This window comes from uncultured Campylobacter sp. (assembly GCF_938002845.1).
Lineage (GTDB): Bacteria > Campylobacterota > Campylobacteria > Campylobacterales > Campylobacteraceae > Campylobacter_B.
Window position 1 is genome coordinate 152,489 of the sequence record NZ_CALKZP010000051.1, and the last position, 16,897, is coordinate 169,385.

A 16,897-nucleotide genomic window follows, 5' to 3' on the forward strand; every position below is an offset into this window, starting at 1 on the left:
ATAGGGTCACGTTATAAAATTTGCTTGTAGTCCGTGAAACCTTGAATTGTAAATTTTAAAATTTACCATCTTGCGCCGCGCGTTTTTGCGGCTGCATATCCAATAAATTTTAAAATAGCGTCGCAAAAGGTGCCGTCAAAAAAGCGAAATTTAACGCGAAATTTTATATAATCCTACGATTTAATGCGAGGAGATAGGATGAATAAAAAGGCGTATTTCGGGAGTTTTGGCGGGCAGTTCGTGCCGGAGACGGCAATGTTTGCGCTCGAGGAGTTGGAGGATGCGTACAACACCATAGCGCAGACGAAGGAATTCAAAGATGAGCTGGGCTACTTGCTGTGCGAATATGCGGGGCGTCCGACGCCGCTATATCACGCTGCGCGCCTTAGCGAGCACTATGGGCATAAAATTTATCTAAAGCGCGAGGATCTTAACCACACGGGCGCTCATAAAATCAACAATGCCCTTGCGCAGGCGCTACTAGCCAAAAAAATGGGTAAAAAAAAGGTCATCGCAGAAACCGGCGCAGGCCAGCACGGCGTGGCGACGGCGACGGCAGCGGCGCTATTTGGGCTTGAATGCGACGTGTATATGGGCGAGACCGACGCTGCGCGCCAGCAGCTCAACGCCTTTAGGATGCAGCTTTTGGGTGCAAATTTAATCAAAATCGGCACCGGTCTTAAAACGCTCAAAGAGGCGACCACCGCGGCGATTCAGGCGTGGGTGAATGAGATCGAGAGCGTATTTTACGTCATCGGCTCGGCGGTCGGACCGCATCCGTATCCTAAGATGGTTAGGGATTTTCAAAGCGTCATCGGCACCGAGACCAAATCGCAGCTTGCGAGCAAGGGGATCAAGGCCGATTATGTCCTGGCCTGCGTAGGAGGCGGAAGCAATGCGATAGGAATTTTTAGCGCGTTCGTGGACGATCCTAGCGTGCAGCTTTTGGGTATCGAGGCGGGCGGCTTGGGTGCGCATACCCCTTATCATGCAGCGACCATTACCAACGGGCGCGCGGGCATCATCCACGGTATGAAAACGATCGTACTGCAGGATAAATTCGGCATGATCGAGCCCGTACACAGCATCTCGGCGGGGCTTGATTATCCCGGCGTAGGTCCAGAGCACGCGCATCTGCATGAGACGGGTCGCGTGCGATACGAAGCGGTAACCGACGATGAGTGCATCACGGCACTTAAACTGCTCTGCAGGCTCGAAGGTATCATCCCCGCGATCGAAAGCGCGCACGCGTTAGCGTATTTGGAAAAGCTCTGCCCGCAGTTAAAAGGCAAAAAAACGATCGTCGTAAACGTAAGCGGCAGGGGCGATAAGGATATGGATACCGTGATGAATTACAAAAAAGGAACGATTTATGGATAAGATCAAAGCGGCCTTTGCGGGCAAAAAGGCGAACATCGGCTATATCGTGGCGGGATATCCGAGCCCCGCGCACACGAAGGAGTTTTTGTCAAATTTAGACGAAAGCGCGATCGATCTGCTTGAGATCGGCATCCCGTATTCCGATCCGCTCGCAGACGGTCCCGAAATTTTTAAGGCGAGCTTTTCCGCGGTGCAAAACGGCGTAAACGCGGAGAAGGTATTTGAAATTTTAAAAGAGGTGCAAACGCGCAAGCCGCTCGTGTTTTTGGTCTATTACAACGTGATCTTTGCCTACGGCGTGCGCGAGTTTGTAGCACAGGCGGCGCGCTACGGCATCAGCGGAATAATAATCCCCGATCTGCCGTATGAGGAAAATGAGGAAATTTTCGCGCTTTGCGAAGAGTTCGGTATCGCGCTCATCCCGCTTATTAGCGTTACGAGCGAGCACCGCGCCACGCGAGTTTTGAGCCGCGCACGAGGCTTCATCTACGGCGTGGGCGCTATCGGCGTGACCGGAAGCAAGCAAACTCCGATCTCGCGCCTTAAAAATATGGTCGCAGATCTTAAAAAGATGAGCGATCTGCCCGTAGCGATCGGCTTTGGTATCCGCACTGCCGGCGATGTTCGCGCTACGAAAGAATACGCAGACGGCGCTATCATCGGCACTGCGATCGTAAATTTATGCGCTAACTACGGCGGGCGCGAGCTGCAAAATAAGATCGCCGAACTTTTTAACTAACGGAAAAAGCATGAAAAAGATATTTTTGATTTTAATCGCAAATTTTTGCCTCGGCGCCAATCTGATGCAATACGATCTTTTCAACCACGACGATAGCGTAGACATCGCCTTGGCGTTTGACTCCGCATACAAGCCGGACATCGTGCGCCGCGTCGACGGGCAGTCGATGAGTCTTATTTTAAAAGGGCTTGGCGGCGATGAGAAATTCAACGAAATGCGCACCAATCAAAAGGTCTTAAAAAGCTTTACGATAGCGCCCAAAGGCAAGGATATCGAGATCAATTTCCCCACCGGAGCCGATCTATCGGTCGATGCTCTTACTCAAGACGGCAATTTAAAGCTCATTTTGCGCGTAAAAAACCCCGCTTTCGATCAGAGCAAGATGAGCGTAAAGAGCGAGGCGAGTGAGACGGCGCAAAGCGGTAGCAGCGGGGTTTCCGTGATGCCGATAATCGTAGCGCTACTACTTGCGGCTGCGGCTTTCGTCGGCGTGCGAAAATTTTTATCACACAAGCCGCAAAAAAGTATCGACGAGACATGGCGGGTTTTTGAAGACGACGCTAGCATAGAGGAGGCCGACGTGGACGAAGCGGGCATAGATGAAATTTTAAACGACTCCTCTTTTAAAAATCAGAGCGGATCAAAGAACCCAAATTATTCTGACGCGCAAGAGTTTGCGAAAAAAGATGAGGCCTCCGCTTTAAATTTAAAAAATTCTAACGACTCAAAAAACGTAGATGGTGCAGATTTTTTAAGAGGCGAGAACGTGAGCGAAGAGAGCATGCGCGATAAATTTTACGATGAGGTTGCGCGTGCCGAGCGTTCGGAAGCTACGGAGGCGGACGAAAGCTCTGAGAGCGCCGAGAATATAAGAGCAGAGGATAAAATTTCGCCGCTTAAAGTAAGACCTGCCGAGAGTGGCACGATGGAATTTCGCGAGGGAGCAAAGGAAAGATCGGATGCAAAAGAGCCCAAGGTTTCGGCATTTAGAAGCATTTTAGAAAATGAGCTGCTTAGCTCGGATACCGCAAGACCTAGCGACGTGCGAGTAGAGCTGGTGCGCGAAATCGACGAAAATAATGCTGCCGTAGTGTTAAGCTTCGCGGGCAAAAAACATCTAGTGGTACTAAAAAGCTCCAACGCTATCGATTGATGAGACGAGAAATTTCGCAACTTGCGGGCTTTGTGGCCGTATGTAAAAATAGAATTTCCGACTTCGTGCGAGAAATTAAGGCTGGTTTATTTATATTTAAGTAAAATTCTATAGTTAAGACTGGCTTCGTATGTCCGAACCCCGTCTTAACTACTTTTTAAATTCTATTTTTAGTCATTTTTAAGTATGGATAGGATTCTTACTTTTTAAAATTTAGATCGGAATTTATTTGCTTTTTATTTTACAAAGGATAAAATCGTGCCTAAGAGATCGGTCGATCTAGATTATTTCAGGACTTTTTCATGAATAACGTTAAATGGTACATCATCGCAGGCGCCGTGCTAGGCGTGCTGGGTGCGACGCTGGTGCATTTGGGAAACCCGGGCAATATGGGCGTTTGCGTTGCTTGCTTTTTGCGCGATACCACGGGCGCGCTGGGCTTTCACCGAGCTAGCGCGGTGCAATACATCCGCCCTGAGATCATAGGGCTCGTATTCGGCGGCTTTTTAGCAAGCGTGCTTTGGACGCGCGAGTTTGCGCCGGTTACCGGCAGCTCGCCGTTTGCGAAATTTTTCCTAGGAATTTTTGCGATGATCGGCTGCCTTGTGTTTTTGGGATGTCCGTGGCGCGCGTTTTTGCGCCTAGGCGGCGGCGATTTGACCGCGTTAGCCGGGTTAGCGGGTCTGATTTGCGGCGTACTCATTGGGTTTTTGCTTAAAAAGCGCGGCTATGAGGCGAGTAAAGAGGCAAGGCTTAGCGGCGCGATCGGAATTTTGCCCGTGCTACTGGGCGCTGCGCTGCTTGCGGCCTTGGTTTTCGGACTCAAAACGGGCGAGGGCGGCGCGCTTTTTATCTCCTCTAAAGGCCCCGGCGCGCAACATGCTGCGGTAGGCATCTCGCTGGCTGCGGGCATTATCGTGGGCGCGGTGATGCATAGAAGCAAATTTTGCAGCGTCGGCGCGTTCGGTAGAATTTTCCGCGGCGATTTCTCGATGTTTTGGGGCGTGCTAAGCGTCATCGTGTTTGCAAGTATCGCAAATATCGCGTTTGGTCAATATAAGCTCGGCTTTGACGGCCAGCCTATCGCTCATAACGATTTCGTTTGGAATTTCTTAGGCATGGTGCTCGCAGGACTTTGCTTCAGCCTTAGCGAGGGCTGCCCGGGCAAGCATCTGGTGCAGGCCGGGACGGGAAATTTAAGCTCGGGCATATTCGTCATCGGCATGGCGGCGGGCGCCGCGATCGCGCATAATTTCTTGCTTGCAAGTTCGGCCAAAGGTATCACCGAGTTCGCTCCTTACGCGGTCGCGATCGGTTTTGTTTTCGCGCTTTACGTGGGGATTTTTCAAAGACGCGCCGCTTAAGGCTGATATTTAATCTCAGAGATCAATCTATACAGAGGCGGTGTATCTAGTCAAGCTCTGGCGGCGTACTTATAAAGAAATACGCCGCTAGCGCAGAGCGCTCGCTGCAAGATTGGCGCAAGCAGCTAGAGATGGAATTTAAAAATTTGCAGCCGTATTCATAACGCGATAAAGCAAATGATAAAATAGATTCCGCGCAAGAAAGATTACGATCAATTTTTAAGAGTCGCGCCTTTAAATTTTAAAAATTTAAAGGCTTCGCCATTTGAGACTTTTTCATCTAAAGCTCTTTAATTGCTAATTAAAATCCAGCCATACGTGGCGCTGAGTCTTATCCAAATCAATACCTTTTCTCTTTATAAAAAATTCTTTTATCCTGACGTAGTCGTCCATAGTTTCTATCGTAAAGGCGATATCTTTATCCTTGCCTCGGATTATTATATTATCGTAGAATATACGTCTAAGTTGAAATTTAAAAACCAAAAAATACATAAATTTTGAGATGAATAAAAACAAAAACGTCAATATTAATATAAAAATTACTTTGGAACTACCTGTTTCTATATATTTTCTTACGCCGATAGCTAATACCAATATGCAGATCAATAAAAAAGCGATTATCGTAGCATACGGATCAAATTTTAAGAAAAATCTATAAAAAGCGCCTTGCCTCCTAAGCCACTCATTATCTCTTGCAAAATAGGCTCTTTTTACATCCTTAAGATCATCTAAGAATATAGTTTTTTCGGGCATTTTATTTGTATAATAAGCAACTCGATCATTATAAAATTTTACAAATTTCTTATTGTAAAAATTTGTAAAATATTCCATTATGATAGGCAATCCGAAAAATGGAAATACTATAAAAAGCTGATTATATCTAGTTTGATTGGGTTCGTATGAAATACATAAAAATCATAATCGCAAGCGTGCATGCCGTAGCAAGAACTATATAAAAACTAGTCCTATCTTTGAGCGCTAAAGGCTCTTTATTGTAATCACGAGTGCAACTCGAATTTTGTTCAAATTTATTAGGCTTTTCGTTTGTATTTATCGTAGAGTCATCTGTGAGTTTTTCAAATTTAGAATTCTTACTGTCAGAATTTTCGGCATCAAAATTCCGCCCTGAACCCCGCTCTAAATTTTGACGCCGTTCATTTAAAATTTTATTTGGCTTCTCAAGCCTCTGTTTTCTATCCATCTTTTATTCTTTATAGCCTACACAAAAATTTGTGGCGGGATTTTATCTAAATTTTTTTCCCGTTTTCAATAGAAAATAGGCTTTTAGCTCCCCGTATTCTTTACTTGTTAGTATGCTTGCTTCGATATAATTACCGTTGCTCATAAAAATAAGGCTGTCGTTTCCTATATCAAATCCCAAATTTTTCTTAAATCTAAATATGATTAAGGGCGCAAACGCCAAAAATAAGGAGATCGGCACAATTAAAATTCCATAAGAAATTTTATTTTTAAAAGTTACTACCAAAGATAAAAAGATTATCCACCCGAACGCGACAAAAAATGTTGAAATTTTACCTTTTTCCGTCATTTTTAAAGTAGACGGTCCAAAGGTGCGTTTTATTGCAATTATTTCGGATAAATTTATAGAGTATAGAGTCGCCCTCTTTTTCTCTGAATAATATTCGATAACTGAATTTTTAAATTTTATATAGCAGGTGCCAAATTTATCCGAAAGTTCTAGCCAGCGTTTAACGGATCTTGGCGAGTCTTGCCTTGTTCCAAAATCTATGAAATTAAGAAAATACAGAAATGGCGAATAAAATTTAATCATCTCTATTGAATTATCTTTTATGATTATCGGCTCTTTGTCGTAATCCCTTGCTTGAGTTTTAAAATTTTGCAAAGGTGTATCAGTGGCACAAGAGAGATCGATTTGCGATTTTTGTTCAACGACATTCGTAAAATTTTGCTCGCTGGCATTTATAGAATTTTGCCTGCCATCGCTCGTAAATTTTAGCCCGCCGCCCGCCAAATTTCGCTTATCGCAATTTTTATCTTGTAAGAAATCCTTTATATTTTTATCATACCGCGTTTTGCTTATGCCAAACCTAGCAATTTCGTCCTTACGCATTTGGTTCCTCCTTATACGCGCTTGATTTAGATATAACTATCGCGCGAGTTTGCACGCAGAGATCAGCCTTGCGCATTTTTTAAAATTTGCAAAATTTCGCTTATCTTTTGTGGATCTTTAATGCCTCGCGCGTCCTCCATGCGGCTGTTTAGATCGATTGCGTAAGGACGCAGCACGAGCGCTTCAAGGATATTTTGCGCACCGATACCACCAGCAAGAATGAAAGAGATCGTGCCGTTTTTAGCAGAAGCGTCATGCTTATTCGCGCTATCATCTTTTGTGGCATCCAGCTTGCCTACTTCGCCGCCGTCATTTGAAATATTTGGCGCGCCCGCCTTATAGTCGCTTGCGCCTTGATCATTGACGCCTTCGCTTGCGGGTCTTACACCACTCAGCCGCGCGGTAGCACACGCGCTAAATTTGCACTCATCGTCATTCTTTGCGGCGCGACGATCGGCGCTCGCTTCTTGTTTCGTATTGCTCGATCGAACAATATCATGTGCGCGCTCGCTCGCTTCATTGCTATTAGAGGCACAGCACATGTTGCTTGCTTTCTCGAGATTTAAATTTCCGTTTTCGCTATGCTCCACGCAGGAATTGTTGTAGCCGTTGTTTTTGTCGCGCTTTAAATTCCCCTCGCTATATCTGTTACAGATCGCGCTGTGTTTAAGATGGCTCCTTGCGCCGTTTGAGCTTTGAGCGGTGCCCGCTACATAGCATTTTTTTTCGCCACTTACTGCGTTATTTTGCGTATCGCAGCGCCCGCTAGCCGAGTCACATTTTGTGTCGCCTATGCTTTGAATCGTGCTGCCCGCGCAGTATTTTTCATCACGCGTCGCGTCGTATTGCCCTTCGTAGCCAAGCCCTACGCGTCGTAACAGATCCCAGTCGAAGCTCACGCCGTTACCGCCCAGGCTCGCTCCTTTGGCGTCAAATAAGATCCGGTCGCAGCTCAAACCCTTAAGTGGCGGAATCTCAGCGCCAATGCTTAGCACCTGCCACGCCTCTATGCCTGCTGCGTTGAGGCGCGCTTTGAAATCCGCGCTTATGTGTCCATAAATCTGAGCGCAGTCTAGCTCGCAAAGGCTGCAAATTTTTAAAATTTGCTCCTCGTCTAAAGCTTCCGCGTCTAAAATTTCAAAATTTAGATCTTTTACAGAAGCAGACGCGGTGCGGCTTGCGTTTAAATTTACGCTCAAATCCTCGCGCTCGTTTTCATAAAATTCTAAGCCGCTATTGCTGCCGCAAGTTTTGCCGCTAAAATTTTTACATTCGCACGAGGCGACGCTGTGTTTTTCGGAGCTCAAAGCAAAAACTCCGACGCACTTTGCGCCGTTTTCGTGCGCGATGCGTGCGATCTCGCGCCCTGTCTCTATACTCACGCGGCGCTTGGAGCTTGATACGAATATCACGCCTAAAAACTCCACGCGCACGCCCGAGCCATCGCCCAGATTTCGCGAACTGCCGCCGAAATTTTTATCGCAATCGGAATTTTGCTCGGACGTAAAATTTGCATGATTTTGTGCGCGGTAGGTGAAATTTTCGCCGTCCTGATTAAAATTTTGTGCAAAATTTTGGCCGTCAGAATTGAAATTTCGCGTAAAATTCTCGGCATCCGAATTAAAATTCCGCTCAGAATTTTCGCCGCAAAAATTAGAATTTTTTATTAAGCTCTCACTACCCGATTGCGGTAAATTTTTGGCGCCGTCCGTGCACTCTAAATTTGCGCATAAAGCCGAGCTGCACGCCAGCACCGCGCGAGCTTCGGCGGCGCTTTTGATGCCGCAAATTTTGATCTTACTTCTGTACGACATATAAAAATTCAGTCACGTAAAGCTCGCGCGCGTTTAAATTTCTGCTCGCGCGGTAAGTCGGATAGCGGATCTCTATCGTGCGCACGGAGCCGATGTGTGCGAGGTTTTTTAAAAATTCCGCCTTCGAAATGAAGCCCTCGGAATTAAAAGAGATTATTAAAAATTTCGCCGGAAATTCCGCCAGCAGCGCGAAAAATTCCTCCGCAGCACTTGATTTTTTATTATACGCCGAGCGGTTCCAGTCTGCGGGGATCCCAGAAACCCTGCTAAGCTCCGCAGCATTTGGGCTCTTACCCTCGTTTATAAAATCCGTGATCAAATTTAGCATGAAATAGTTCGAGCCGTAGGGATGCTGATTGTAAGGGGGGTCGAAATACGCGACGTCAAGCTGCGAAAAGCGCTCGCGCGTACTCTGCGAAAAGCGCGCGGCGTCCTCTTGAAAAACCGCGCTTTCGCAGGCAAAATTTGAAAGCACTGGCAGGCGCAGAGAAATTTCGCCCATTATACGGGCTAGCGCGTTTTCGCCGCTGCCGCCGAACTTTCCCACGCCCGCTTTGTCCTTGTAAAAGCCCTTAAAAACGCCGCCCGTGTTTGAGTGGATGCTCGCCTCGCTAAGCAGCGGCGCTGTAAAAAAATCGCGAAATTTTTGCGGGATTTTGCTAATCTGCTCGCAAAGCCCGCCCAAAATCAGGGTGTTTCGGCGCGTGTAAAAAGCGCGCTCGCCCGCCTTGATATCCAGGTCGTCCTTCGGCGCGTACAGCTCGCTAAAAAAGCTCTCCTTCGGCGTAAAATTTCTTAAAATTTCAGCGTGCAGCTCGCTCAAGTCTCGCCACAGCTCGTCGCTAAAATTTGAAAGATAGCAGGAGTTTATCGCGCGCGAGTAGCTCTCTAGGTCATTTGCGATAACGAGGTTTGAGTGCGCTTTAGCCAGTCGCGCGACGATGCCGCTGCCGCTAAAGACGTCCGCGAAGCTGATCTTGCTCTGCCCAAGCTCCGCCTTAATCTCGCAGATCGCACGCTCTATCGGCGCTAGCAGCGAGCGCTTGTTGCCCAGATAGCTGATGAGCTGCTCGCTTAAAAACTCCCTCTTTTCGCCGCTAGCCATCTAAGCTCTCGCCCTCACGTAGTTTTCGTAAAATTTCCACGTCTTGCCCGATCTGATCGCCTCTAAAATGAGCGGCTTAGCCTCCGCAGGACTTGACACGACATCGGCGCAGTATAGCGCAAACATCGCGTTTAGCACGACGATGTCAAATTTCGGCCCGCTAAGCTCGCCTTTTAAAATTTGTTTTAAAGCTTCGGCGTTAGCCTCGCCGTCGCCGCCTTCTATATCGCCGTGAAATGCGCGTTTAAAGCCGAACTGCTCGGGATTTACGCGGTATTCTAAAATTTTGCCATCCTTGACCTCGTGGATTAGCGTTTCGTCACATAGGCTGATCTCGTCCATGCCGTCCATGCCGTGCACCACCAGAGCGTGCTTGCGCCCCAAAATCATCAGCGTTTCGGCGATGAGTCCGTTTACTTCCTCCAGATAATTGCCCACGATCTGATTGCTGAGGCTTAAATTTGGATTTAGCAGCGGCCCCATTATATTAAAGACGGTACCGATTTTTAGGCGGTTGCGAACCTCTTTGACCTCGGCAGTGATCTTGTGAAAAAACGGCGCGTGAAAAAACGCTAGCCCCGTGCGATCTAACAGCGCTCTAATCTGCGCCAGATCGCTAAGTAGCGGCACGCCCAGAGCGTCCAGCGCATCGGAGCTGCCCGATCTGCTGGTAATCGCGCGGTTACCGTGCTTGGCGACGCGCACGCCGAAGCTTGCCGCGATAAAGGCCACGGTCGTGGAGATATTGATCGTCTTTAGCCTATCGCCGCCCGTGCCTACGATGTCAAACATCGGGCTCGGATCGTCGTAGGTGATCGAGTATTTTAATATACTGCGCACGAGCGCCGTAAGGCTGCTTGGGTAGAGCGACTTTTCGCTGATCAGCACGAGCAGCCCCGCAAGCTGCACGATGTCGTAATCCTGCTCGTAAAGCGCCTTACAAATGACCGCATAATCGTCGCTATCTAATGGGAAGCCCTTTTGTAGCTTCAACATAAACGGGGCGAAATTTACCACGAGTTTCTCCTTTAAAATTATCTTTTTGCCGTAATTGATGAAATTTTCGATGATCTTTTTGCCGTATTGGGTAAAAAAGCTCTCGGGATGAAATTGAATGCCGAAAACAGGCTTGCTTCGGTGCTTCATCGCCATTATAATGCCGTCGTTTTCGCTCTTTGCTAAAATTTCAAACTCGCGCGGCAGCGTAGCTTCGTCCACATAAAGCGAGTGGTAGCGCATCACTTCAAATTTTCGCGGCAGCCCGCTAAAAAGCACGCCGTCATTGAAAATTTCGATCGTCGAGCTCTTGCCGTGCAGCGGCACATCCAGCTGCTTTATCTGCGCACCCGCCGCGTATCCGATCGCCTGATGCCCAAGGCACACGCCCAAAATCGGCACATCCAAATCCGCGCACAAAATATCCAGGCAGACGCCGCTGTCTTTTGGGTGATTTGGCCCAGGGCTTAGGATTATGTGCGACGGGGCAAGCTCGCGCACCTGCTGCAGCGTTATCTCGTCGTTGCGGAAGTAGCGCACCTCCTCGTCGCTTAGCTCCAAAATGTATTGATAAATATTAAAAACGAAGCTGTCGTAATTATCTATCATTAAAATCAAAATTTTATCCTTTTTTAGGGCGTTTGCGCCTCTTTAAAATTCTAAATAGTTTAAATTTAACCGCTTTGCGGCGGCTAAATTTAGCGCCGTTTTAGCGCCGCTGCGGGCTAAATTTAAAATTTCGCCCGCGGCTGCGGCATTACTACATCAGCTGCGACGTTACGCTGCTTTGCAGCCGATATGTATCTCGGCTTTGCGGCGCCGAATGAAGCTCGCCGTTAAATTTAACGTCTTAGCGGCGACGCGTTTTAAATTTAGCCGAATCAAACTCGCACCGAAAAGCGGTGCGCCCCCGGTTAGCTAAATTTAAAGCGTCTAAACTTCCTCGCATAGTTCCTCGATCACCTTGAGCGGGCTTTTGCGCTTTTTGCAGATCTCTGCGTATTCGCTCTTTGGCGAGCTGTCGTAAACGATACCCGCGCCCGCACCGATAAATACGAGATTATTTAGCCCTTCGCAGCCGAAATTCTCCGCGTTAAATTTAGCAGCCTCAAACCGTATCGCGCGGCCAAAGCTCGACCCGTTTTCTAAATTTAGTGCTCTGCCGCCCGCGCGAGCTTTTAAATTTAATCTCGCGTCGCGCTCGCCTGCACGAGCTAAATTTTGCGTCCCGCCGCTGCCCTTTTGCGCCGCAGCACCGCAAAACTCCGTCGTCTCGGGATTTTCACTGCCGCAAGCAGCGTCTAAATTTAAACAGGAATTTCGTTTAAAATCCCCGTCCGAGCAGGAATCTTGCGCGTCGCGATTTACGAAGATCGCCGAGCGAATCAAGATCGCCTGCATCACATCGCCGTTAAAGCGCCAAAATCCGATTCCGCCGCCGTAGATGCCGCGCTCGTAGCGCTCCAGCTCATTTATGATCTGCATCGCGCGAATCTTCGGGCTGCCGCTTAGCGTGCCCGCAGGAAAGATAGTGCCGAGCACCTCAAACGCGCTTACCCCGCGCGGCTTGGTGCCGTAAACCTCGCTTACGATGTGCATCACGCTTTCGTAGCGCACGACGCGCATCGCGTTTTGCACCCGCACTGAGGCGGGCGCGGCGAATTTACCGATGTCGTTGCGAGCTAGATCGATCAGCATCCGATGCTCCGCAAGCTCCTTTTCGTCGCTCAAAAGCTCGCGCTCAAGCGCCGCGTCGGCCTCGGCATTCGCGCCTCTACTGCGAGTGCCCGCGATGGGAGCGACGAAAATTTCGTCCTTTTTGATCTCCATGATCAGCTCGGGGCTAGAGCCCGCGACGCAGCCGTACGGCGTCGGGAAGTGAAACATATAGGGGCTCGGATTATTCTTTTTGAGCCGCTCGTAAAACTCCAGGCTGCCCAGATTCATGCCGACTTCTAAAATTTCGCCCAGCACGACCTGAAATACGTCGCCGCTTTTTATCTTTTCTTTTGCGGCCTCGACCATCGCGCTAAAATGTGACTCCTCGGCGCCCAGATCGGTTAAAATTTTAAATTTAAGCTCTTTTTTCTTAGGCTCCGGCTCAGACGCGCCTTGCGATTTCGATCCTATTTTTATCGCGGCGTCCGCTTTTGCGGCACTCTGCGGCGCGCCTTCCGCTTCGGCGGCGACTTGCTGCGAAGCCTGCGGGCTAAGCCCGCGCAGGCTTTCGTAAATTTGGGCATCTTTGCCGTAAAAATCGTAAATTTTGCTGATTTTATCGTAGTGCAGGTAATTTGCGGCGTCAGCGTAAAAAAACGGCGGGAAGTCATACAGCGCCTGCTTTGGCGCGCCGATATTTTCAAACGCGCGCACGATGTCATAGCCCAAAACGCCGAAAAGTCCTGCAAAGCTCGCGTTTTTAAACTCGCTCGCGCCTTCTTTTGCGCTTTTTACCTCATCGAATTTAAGCTTTAGTGCCTCAAAGCTCATCTTAAATCCGTCGAAATAATCGCAATCGATGCCGATGATGACCTGGGCGTCGTCCTCTGCGAGGTAGCTTTGCGGATGCGTCTTTAAAATTTCGCGGTAGTAAAACAGCGGCTCTTCTAAAAGCATTTTCGTCCTTGGAATTTTTAGCGCCATTATACGCTGCTTAGCTTAAATTTGAGCGGGCGGCGCGAGCCTAGGCGGGCTTGATGCAAGCAAAATTTTAGTAAAATGAGCAAATTTTAAGGAGAGCGTATGAAAATTTTATTTTCCCCAAGCGAGATGAAAAGCGAGTTGGGCGGCGATACGCGCATTTGCAAGCAAAATTTCATCTTTGCAGATCTTTACGAAAAGCGCCTGCAGATGCTGCGCGCCTACGCGGATTTTGTGGATAAAGCAAGCGAGGCGGAGCTTTGCAAGCTTTTCGGGCTGAAAAAATGGGATGCCTCTTTGCGCGAAAATATCTTTGAAAAAGGCTGCGCGAAGGCGCTTTTGCGCTACACGGGCACCGCGTATCGCGCCCTAGGCTACGCGTCGCTAAGCCCCGGCGCGCAGGAGTTTGCGGAGCGAAACACGATAATTTTTTCAAACCTTTTCGGCCCCGTGCTGGGTGGCGACGCGCTGCCGAACTACAAACTCAAGCAGGGCGAAAAATTCGGCGGCATAGACGCGGCAAAATTTTATCGCGATAGCTTCTCCGCCGCGCTGGATCGGTATCTGGCGGATGAGTGCATCGTGGATCTGCGCGCGGGATTTTACGAAAAATTTTATGAGATGAAGCGCGACTATTTGAGTTTTAGTTTCATCAAAGGCGGCAAGGTGCTGAGCCACTACGCCAAGGCCTGGCGTGGCAAGGTGCTACGCGAAATCACACAGGCTCGCGCTTGCAGCGAGGCTGAGGTGCTTGCGCTGCGATTGAGCGGCGCTTCCGTGCTCGAGATCAAACAGATCGGGCTAAAAAAGGAGATCGTGCTGGAAATTTCATAAAGCGCGAAAACCGCTCGGAGAAATTTACAATAAATTTTGCAGATTTAATGCGGATTTTGCGTAAAATTTAGCCCGGAAAATTTGCCGCGAGTTCAAGTCCCGCCCCATCCAAAGCAATTTTACCCCGAGAAATTTGCAGGCGAAATTTTACCGTAAGGATTTTTCAGAGCAAAATTTACGCTCTTTGCGTTTGCCCACTCCGCATAAAATTTTACGCCGATCTTGTCGTGACTTTGCACCGGTTTTGCGGCAATTTTCAGAATATAGAGCGCGGAAATTTTGCCGCAAAATTTTGTCTAAATTTTTACTGTGCGGAATTTTGCCGTATGAAATTTCGCCGCGATAGAATCCTGTCGAAAATTTAATCGCGGCAAAAAATACTGCGTTGCGATTAAAACGTGAAATTTTATCTAAAATTTACGCTAAACCGCCGCAGTCTGGGCGCAGAATTTTAAAATCCGCTGCCAAGCCGCAATACGAACAAACGCAGGCGGGCTGATTTGCATAAAATTTCAAGCCGAAATTCCACACCTTAAAATCCCGTAAATTTTAAAATTTTGCAAATCGCGCGCTGAAATTTCGAGCTAAAATCTCGCCTGCAAACTTTCAAGCCAAGCCGACTCCAGATAAAATTTCAAACCGAAATTTGGGGCATAAATTTCAAACCGAAATCCCACTATCAAAATTCCCTGCCTCGAAATCCCGCAAATCCTCCGCTTTCAAATCCAAAATTCCGCAAATTTAGCGAGCTTTAAATTTTAAAGCTATAAACTTCGCTTCAAATTTTAAGGATCAAAAATGCTAGAACTCCCCTTTGTCGGCGTCGTCGTGGGCTTCATATCGGGCTTTTTCGGTATCGGCGGCGGTACGGTTGTAATGCCCGTGATGATGGCTCTGGGATACGACGTCAAGACCGCCGCGGGTATCTCGGTGATGCAGATGTTCATCGTCTCGCTTTTTGGCTCATATCTGAACTACCGCGCGGGTAGACTCCGCCTAGATAGCGGTATCGCGGTGGGGCTCGGAGGGCTGTGCGGCGCGAGCATATCGGGCTTCATCGTAAAATACTCGCCAGAAATCGTGCTTGAGATCGGTCTTCTGCTGACGCTTGCGATCTCATTTCTTAAACTCTTTAGCACGAATGTAGCAAGCGGCGGCAATGCAAATCCCCACGGGGCGGTGCTGTTTTTCATCGGCTTTGCTATCGGCGCGATCGCGCTTAGCATGGGCGTGGGCGGCGCGGTATTTCTAACGCCCGTATTGGTCGGATTTTTGGGCGTTGATATCAAAAGAGCGGTCTGCATGGGGCTATTTTTCATCGTTTTCGGCTCATTTAGCGCGCTTTTGAGCCTTTCGTACAACGGCCATGTGGATTACGAACGCGGCGCGCTGCTAGCCGTGGGCGGGCTTTTGGGCGTATATTTCGGCACCTCTCAGGCTCGCCGTGCAAAGCGCGAAACTCAGAAAAAATGGCTGCTCGTCCTCTACGTCGTGCTATTTGCGCTGGCGCTAAAAAAGGTGTTGCAGTAGCGCCTGCTGTAGTAGCACTGCAGCGATTGTCGCGCTATAGTTTTGCCCTTGCCTCGGTTTTGCTATAAGCGCGATTTAAGCGTTCGCGCTGTTTTGCTACGTCGCCCTTTTGCGTCTCGTAGTTTTTTGCTTTGCCGTCCTCTTACACTGCGCGTGTTTGGTCTCCGTCTTGCGGCGGCGCGTAAAACGTCGCGTTTCGTCGCGCTAGTAAAATTTTAAAACGAAATTTCAAAAAGTGCGAGCAAATTTTAAAAGCGGAATTTTAACTAACCGCGTTAAAATAGCGAAGTCGCACATCTTTCATCCTATGGAGGTTAGATGGCGAAATAAAATTTACAAATTTTAAAAGGACTTGGATTGACGAACTTGATTTTAGCGGGGCTAGGCGGCTGTGTAGGCGCGATGGCGCGAGTAGGTCTAAGTGGAGCGATCGCGCGCGCAATGGATCGCGCCGGATTTTGGAGTGCGTTTCCGATCGCTACTTTTTGCGTGAATGCGCTGGGAAGCCTGCTGATAGGGTTTTTACTCGCACTAAATTTAACGCAGAGCGTGCGGGTATTTTTTATCGCAGGCGCGCTGGGCGGCTTTACGACATTTTCTACGTTCAGCTACGATACGCTGCAATTATTGCTGGCGCGAGAATTTGCTATCGGTGTGCTAAACGCGGTCTTAAGCGTATGCGCCTGTATGCTTTTTTGCTACGCTGGGCTGCTCGCGGGCAGAGCGCTTGCAGGCTAGCCGTGGAGCGCATGAGCTTTAAATTTAAACGCCTCTGCGTCTGTGTTTTTAAATCAAAATTTATTGAAAGTGCCTGCGCTACGGAATTTTATCGCGCGCATATGCTACAAAATCTGCGAGCGATGGGCGCAATCCCATATGCCGTGCAGTTTTGCGAAAGGGCGCGCAGCAAGTAGTTTCGCAAAGTGCAATATCAAGCAGGAATTATAAGACGAGCAAATCGTAAGACGAGCGAAAAGTAAAGCGAGCAAGAGGGATTGTAGCTAAATAATGGTGCTCGGCGTCGGGCAGGCTGGCAAAATCCAGATAAATTTTAAAACCTCCGCGGACAAATTTTAAAGCTTGAAGCTTAGAATTTTAAAATTCTCACGTAAATTTTAGAAGCTAAATTAAAGCGCGCCGAAATCACGATCTTATGTGTCAAATCCTGCAGCACTATCTTAGATTTATCGCAAGCGGCTGCGAGCCCTCTTAATTTCATTTCTGCAAATTTCATTGACCTGCTCGCCCTC

At 48.2% G+C, this 16,897-nt stretch carries 14 protein-coding genes; 7 read left to right on the plus strand and 7 right to left on the minus strand.

What is annotated here, in order from left to right:
• The first annotated feature begins 198 nt into the window (after positions 1–198).
• The 4 genes from trpB (at position 199) to yedE (ending at position 4,636) form a co-directional block, all read left to right on the plus strand.
• Positions 199–1,380 carry a tryptophan synthase subunit beta gene (gene trpB / locus Q0224_RS09265; RefSeq protein WP_297950818.1) on the plus strand — a complete coding sequence of 394 codons (1,182 nt, stop codon included), beginning with the start codon at positions 199–201 and terminating at the stop codon, positions 1,378–1,380.
• Positions 1,373–2,119, plus strand: coding sequence for a tryptophan synthase subunit alpha (gene trpA, locus Q0224_RS09270; RefSeq protein ID WP_297950819.1), 747 nt, complete (start codon positions 1,373–1,375; stop codon positions 2,117–2,119). The genes trpB and trpA overlap by 8 nt, the downstream gene beginning before the upstream one ends.
• Before the next feature lie 10 nt (positions 2,120–2,129).
• Positions 2,130–3,272 (plus strand): hypothetical protein, encoded by a 1,143-nt coding sequence (locus Q0224_RS09275; protein WP_297950820.1) that lies wholly within the window; start codon positions 2,130–2,132, stop codon positions 3,270–3,272.
• A gap of 302 nt (positions 3,273–3,574) precedes the next feature.
• A complete protein-coding gene (gene yedE / locus Q0224_RS09280; protein WP_297950821.1) occupies positions 3,575–4,636 on the plus strand; it encodes a YedE family putative selenium transporter in 1,062 nt (353 codons plus the stop codon).
• Positions 4,637–4,933: 297 nt separating this feature from the next.
• On the opposite strand, the gene Q0224_RS09285 is transcribed toward yedE, so the two are convergent.
• From Q0224_RS09285 to Q0224_RS09315, 7 genes are all read right to left on the minus strand, one after another.
• The gene (locus Q0224_RS09285) at positions 4,934–5,389 is read right to left on the minus strand and encodes a hypothetical protein (protein WP_297950822.1); all 456 of its coding nucleotides are present in this window, start codon (positions 5,387–5,389) and stop codon (positions 4,934–4,936) included.
• Between the two features lie 127 nt (positions 5,390–5,516).
• Positions 5,517–5,837 carry a hypothetical protein gene (locus Q0224_RS09290; RefSeq protein ID WP_297950823.1) on the minus strand — a complete coding sequence of 107 codons (321 nt, stop codon included), beginning with the start codon at positions 5,835–5,837 and terminating at the stop codon, positions 5,517–5,519.
• Positions 5,838–5,879: 42 nt separating this feature from the next.
• Positions 5,880–6,728 (minus strand): hypothetical protein, encoded by an 849-nt coding sequence (locus Q0224_RS09295; RefSeq protein WP_297950825.1) that lies wholly within the window; start codon positions 6,726–6,728, stop codon positions 5,880–5,882.
• 62 nt (positions 6,729–6,790) lie between these two features.
• A complete protein-coding gene (locus Q0224_RS09300; RefSeq protein ID WP_297950826.1) occupies positions 6,791–8,542 on the minus strand; it encodes a hypothetical protein in 1,752 nt (583 codons plus the stop codon).
• Positions 8,526–9,647, minus strand: a complete 1,122-nt coding sequence (locus Q0224_RS09305; RefSeq protein WP_297950828.1) for a DNA adenine methylase — start codon at positions 9,645–9,647, stop codon at positions 8,526–8,528. The genes Q0224_RS09300 and Q0224_RS09305 overlap by 17 nt, the downstream gene beginning before the upstream one ends.
• Complete coding sequence (gene trpD / locus Q0224_RS09310) at positions 9,648–11,261, minus strand: anthranilate phosphoribosyltransferase (protein WP_297950829.1); 1,614 nt, start codon at positions 11,259–11,261, stop codon at positions 9,648–9,650. It lies immediately after the preceding gene.
• Positions 11,262–11,576: 315 nt separating this feature from the next.
• On the minus strand, positions 11,577–13,259 hold the full coding sequence (locus Q0224_RS09315; protein ID WP_297950830.1) for an anthranilate synthase component I family protein: 1,683 nt from the start codon (positions 13,257–13,259) through the stop codon (positions 11,577–11,579).
• A gap of 126 nt (positions 13,260–13,385) precedes the next feature.
• On the opposite strand from Q0224_RS09315, the gene yaaA reads away from it, so the two are divergent.
• From yaaA to Q0224_RS09330, 3 genes are all read left to right on the plus strand, one after another.
• A complete protein-coding gene (yaaA, locus tag Q0224_RS09320) occupies positions 13,386–14,117 on the plus strand; it encodes a peroxide stress protein YaaA (RefSeq protein ID WP_297950832.1) in 732 nt (243 codons plus the stop codon).
• Positions 14,118–14,915: 798 nt separating this feature from the next.
• Positions 14,916–15,647 (plus strand): sulfite exporter TauE/SafE family protein, encoded by a 732-nt coding sequence (locus Q0224_RS09325; protein WP_297944001.1) that lies wholly within the window; start codon positions 14,916–14,918, stop codon positions 15,645–15,647.
• A gap of 357 nt (positions 15,648–16,004) precedes the next feature.
• Positions 16,005–16,385: a CrcB family protein gene (locus Q0224_RS09330; RefSeq protein ID WP_297943998.1), complete on the plus strand. Its 381-nt coding sequence runs from the start codon at positions 16,005–16,007 to the stop codon at positions 16,383–16,385.
• Positions 16,386–16,897 lie beyond the last annotated feature (512 nt).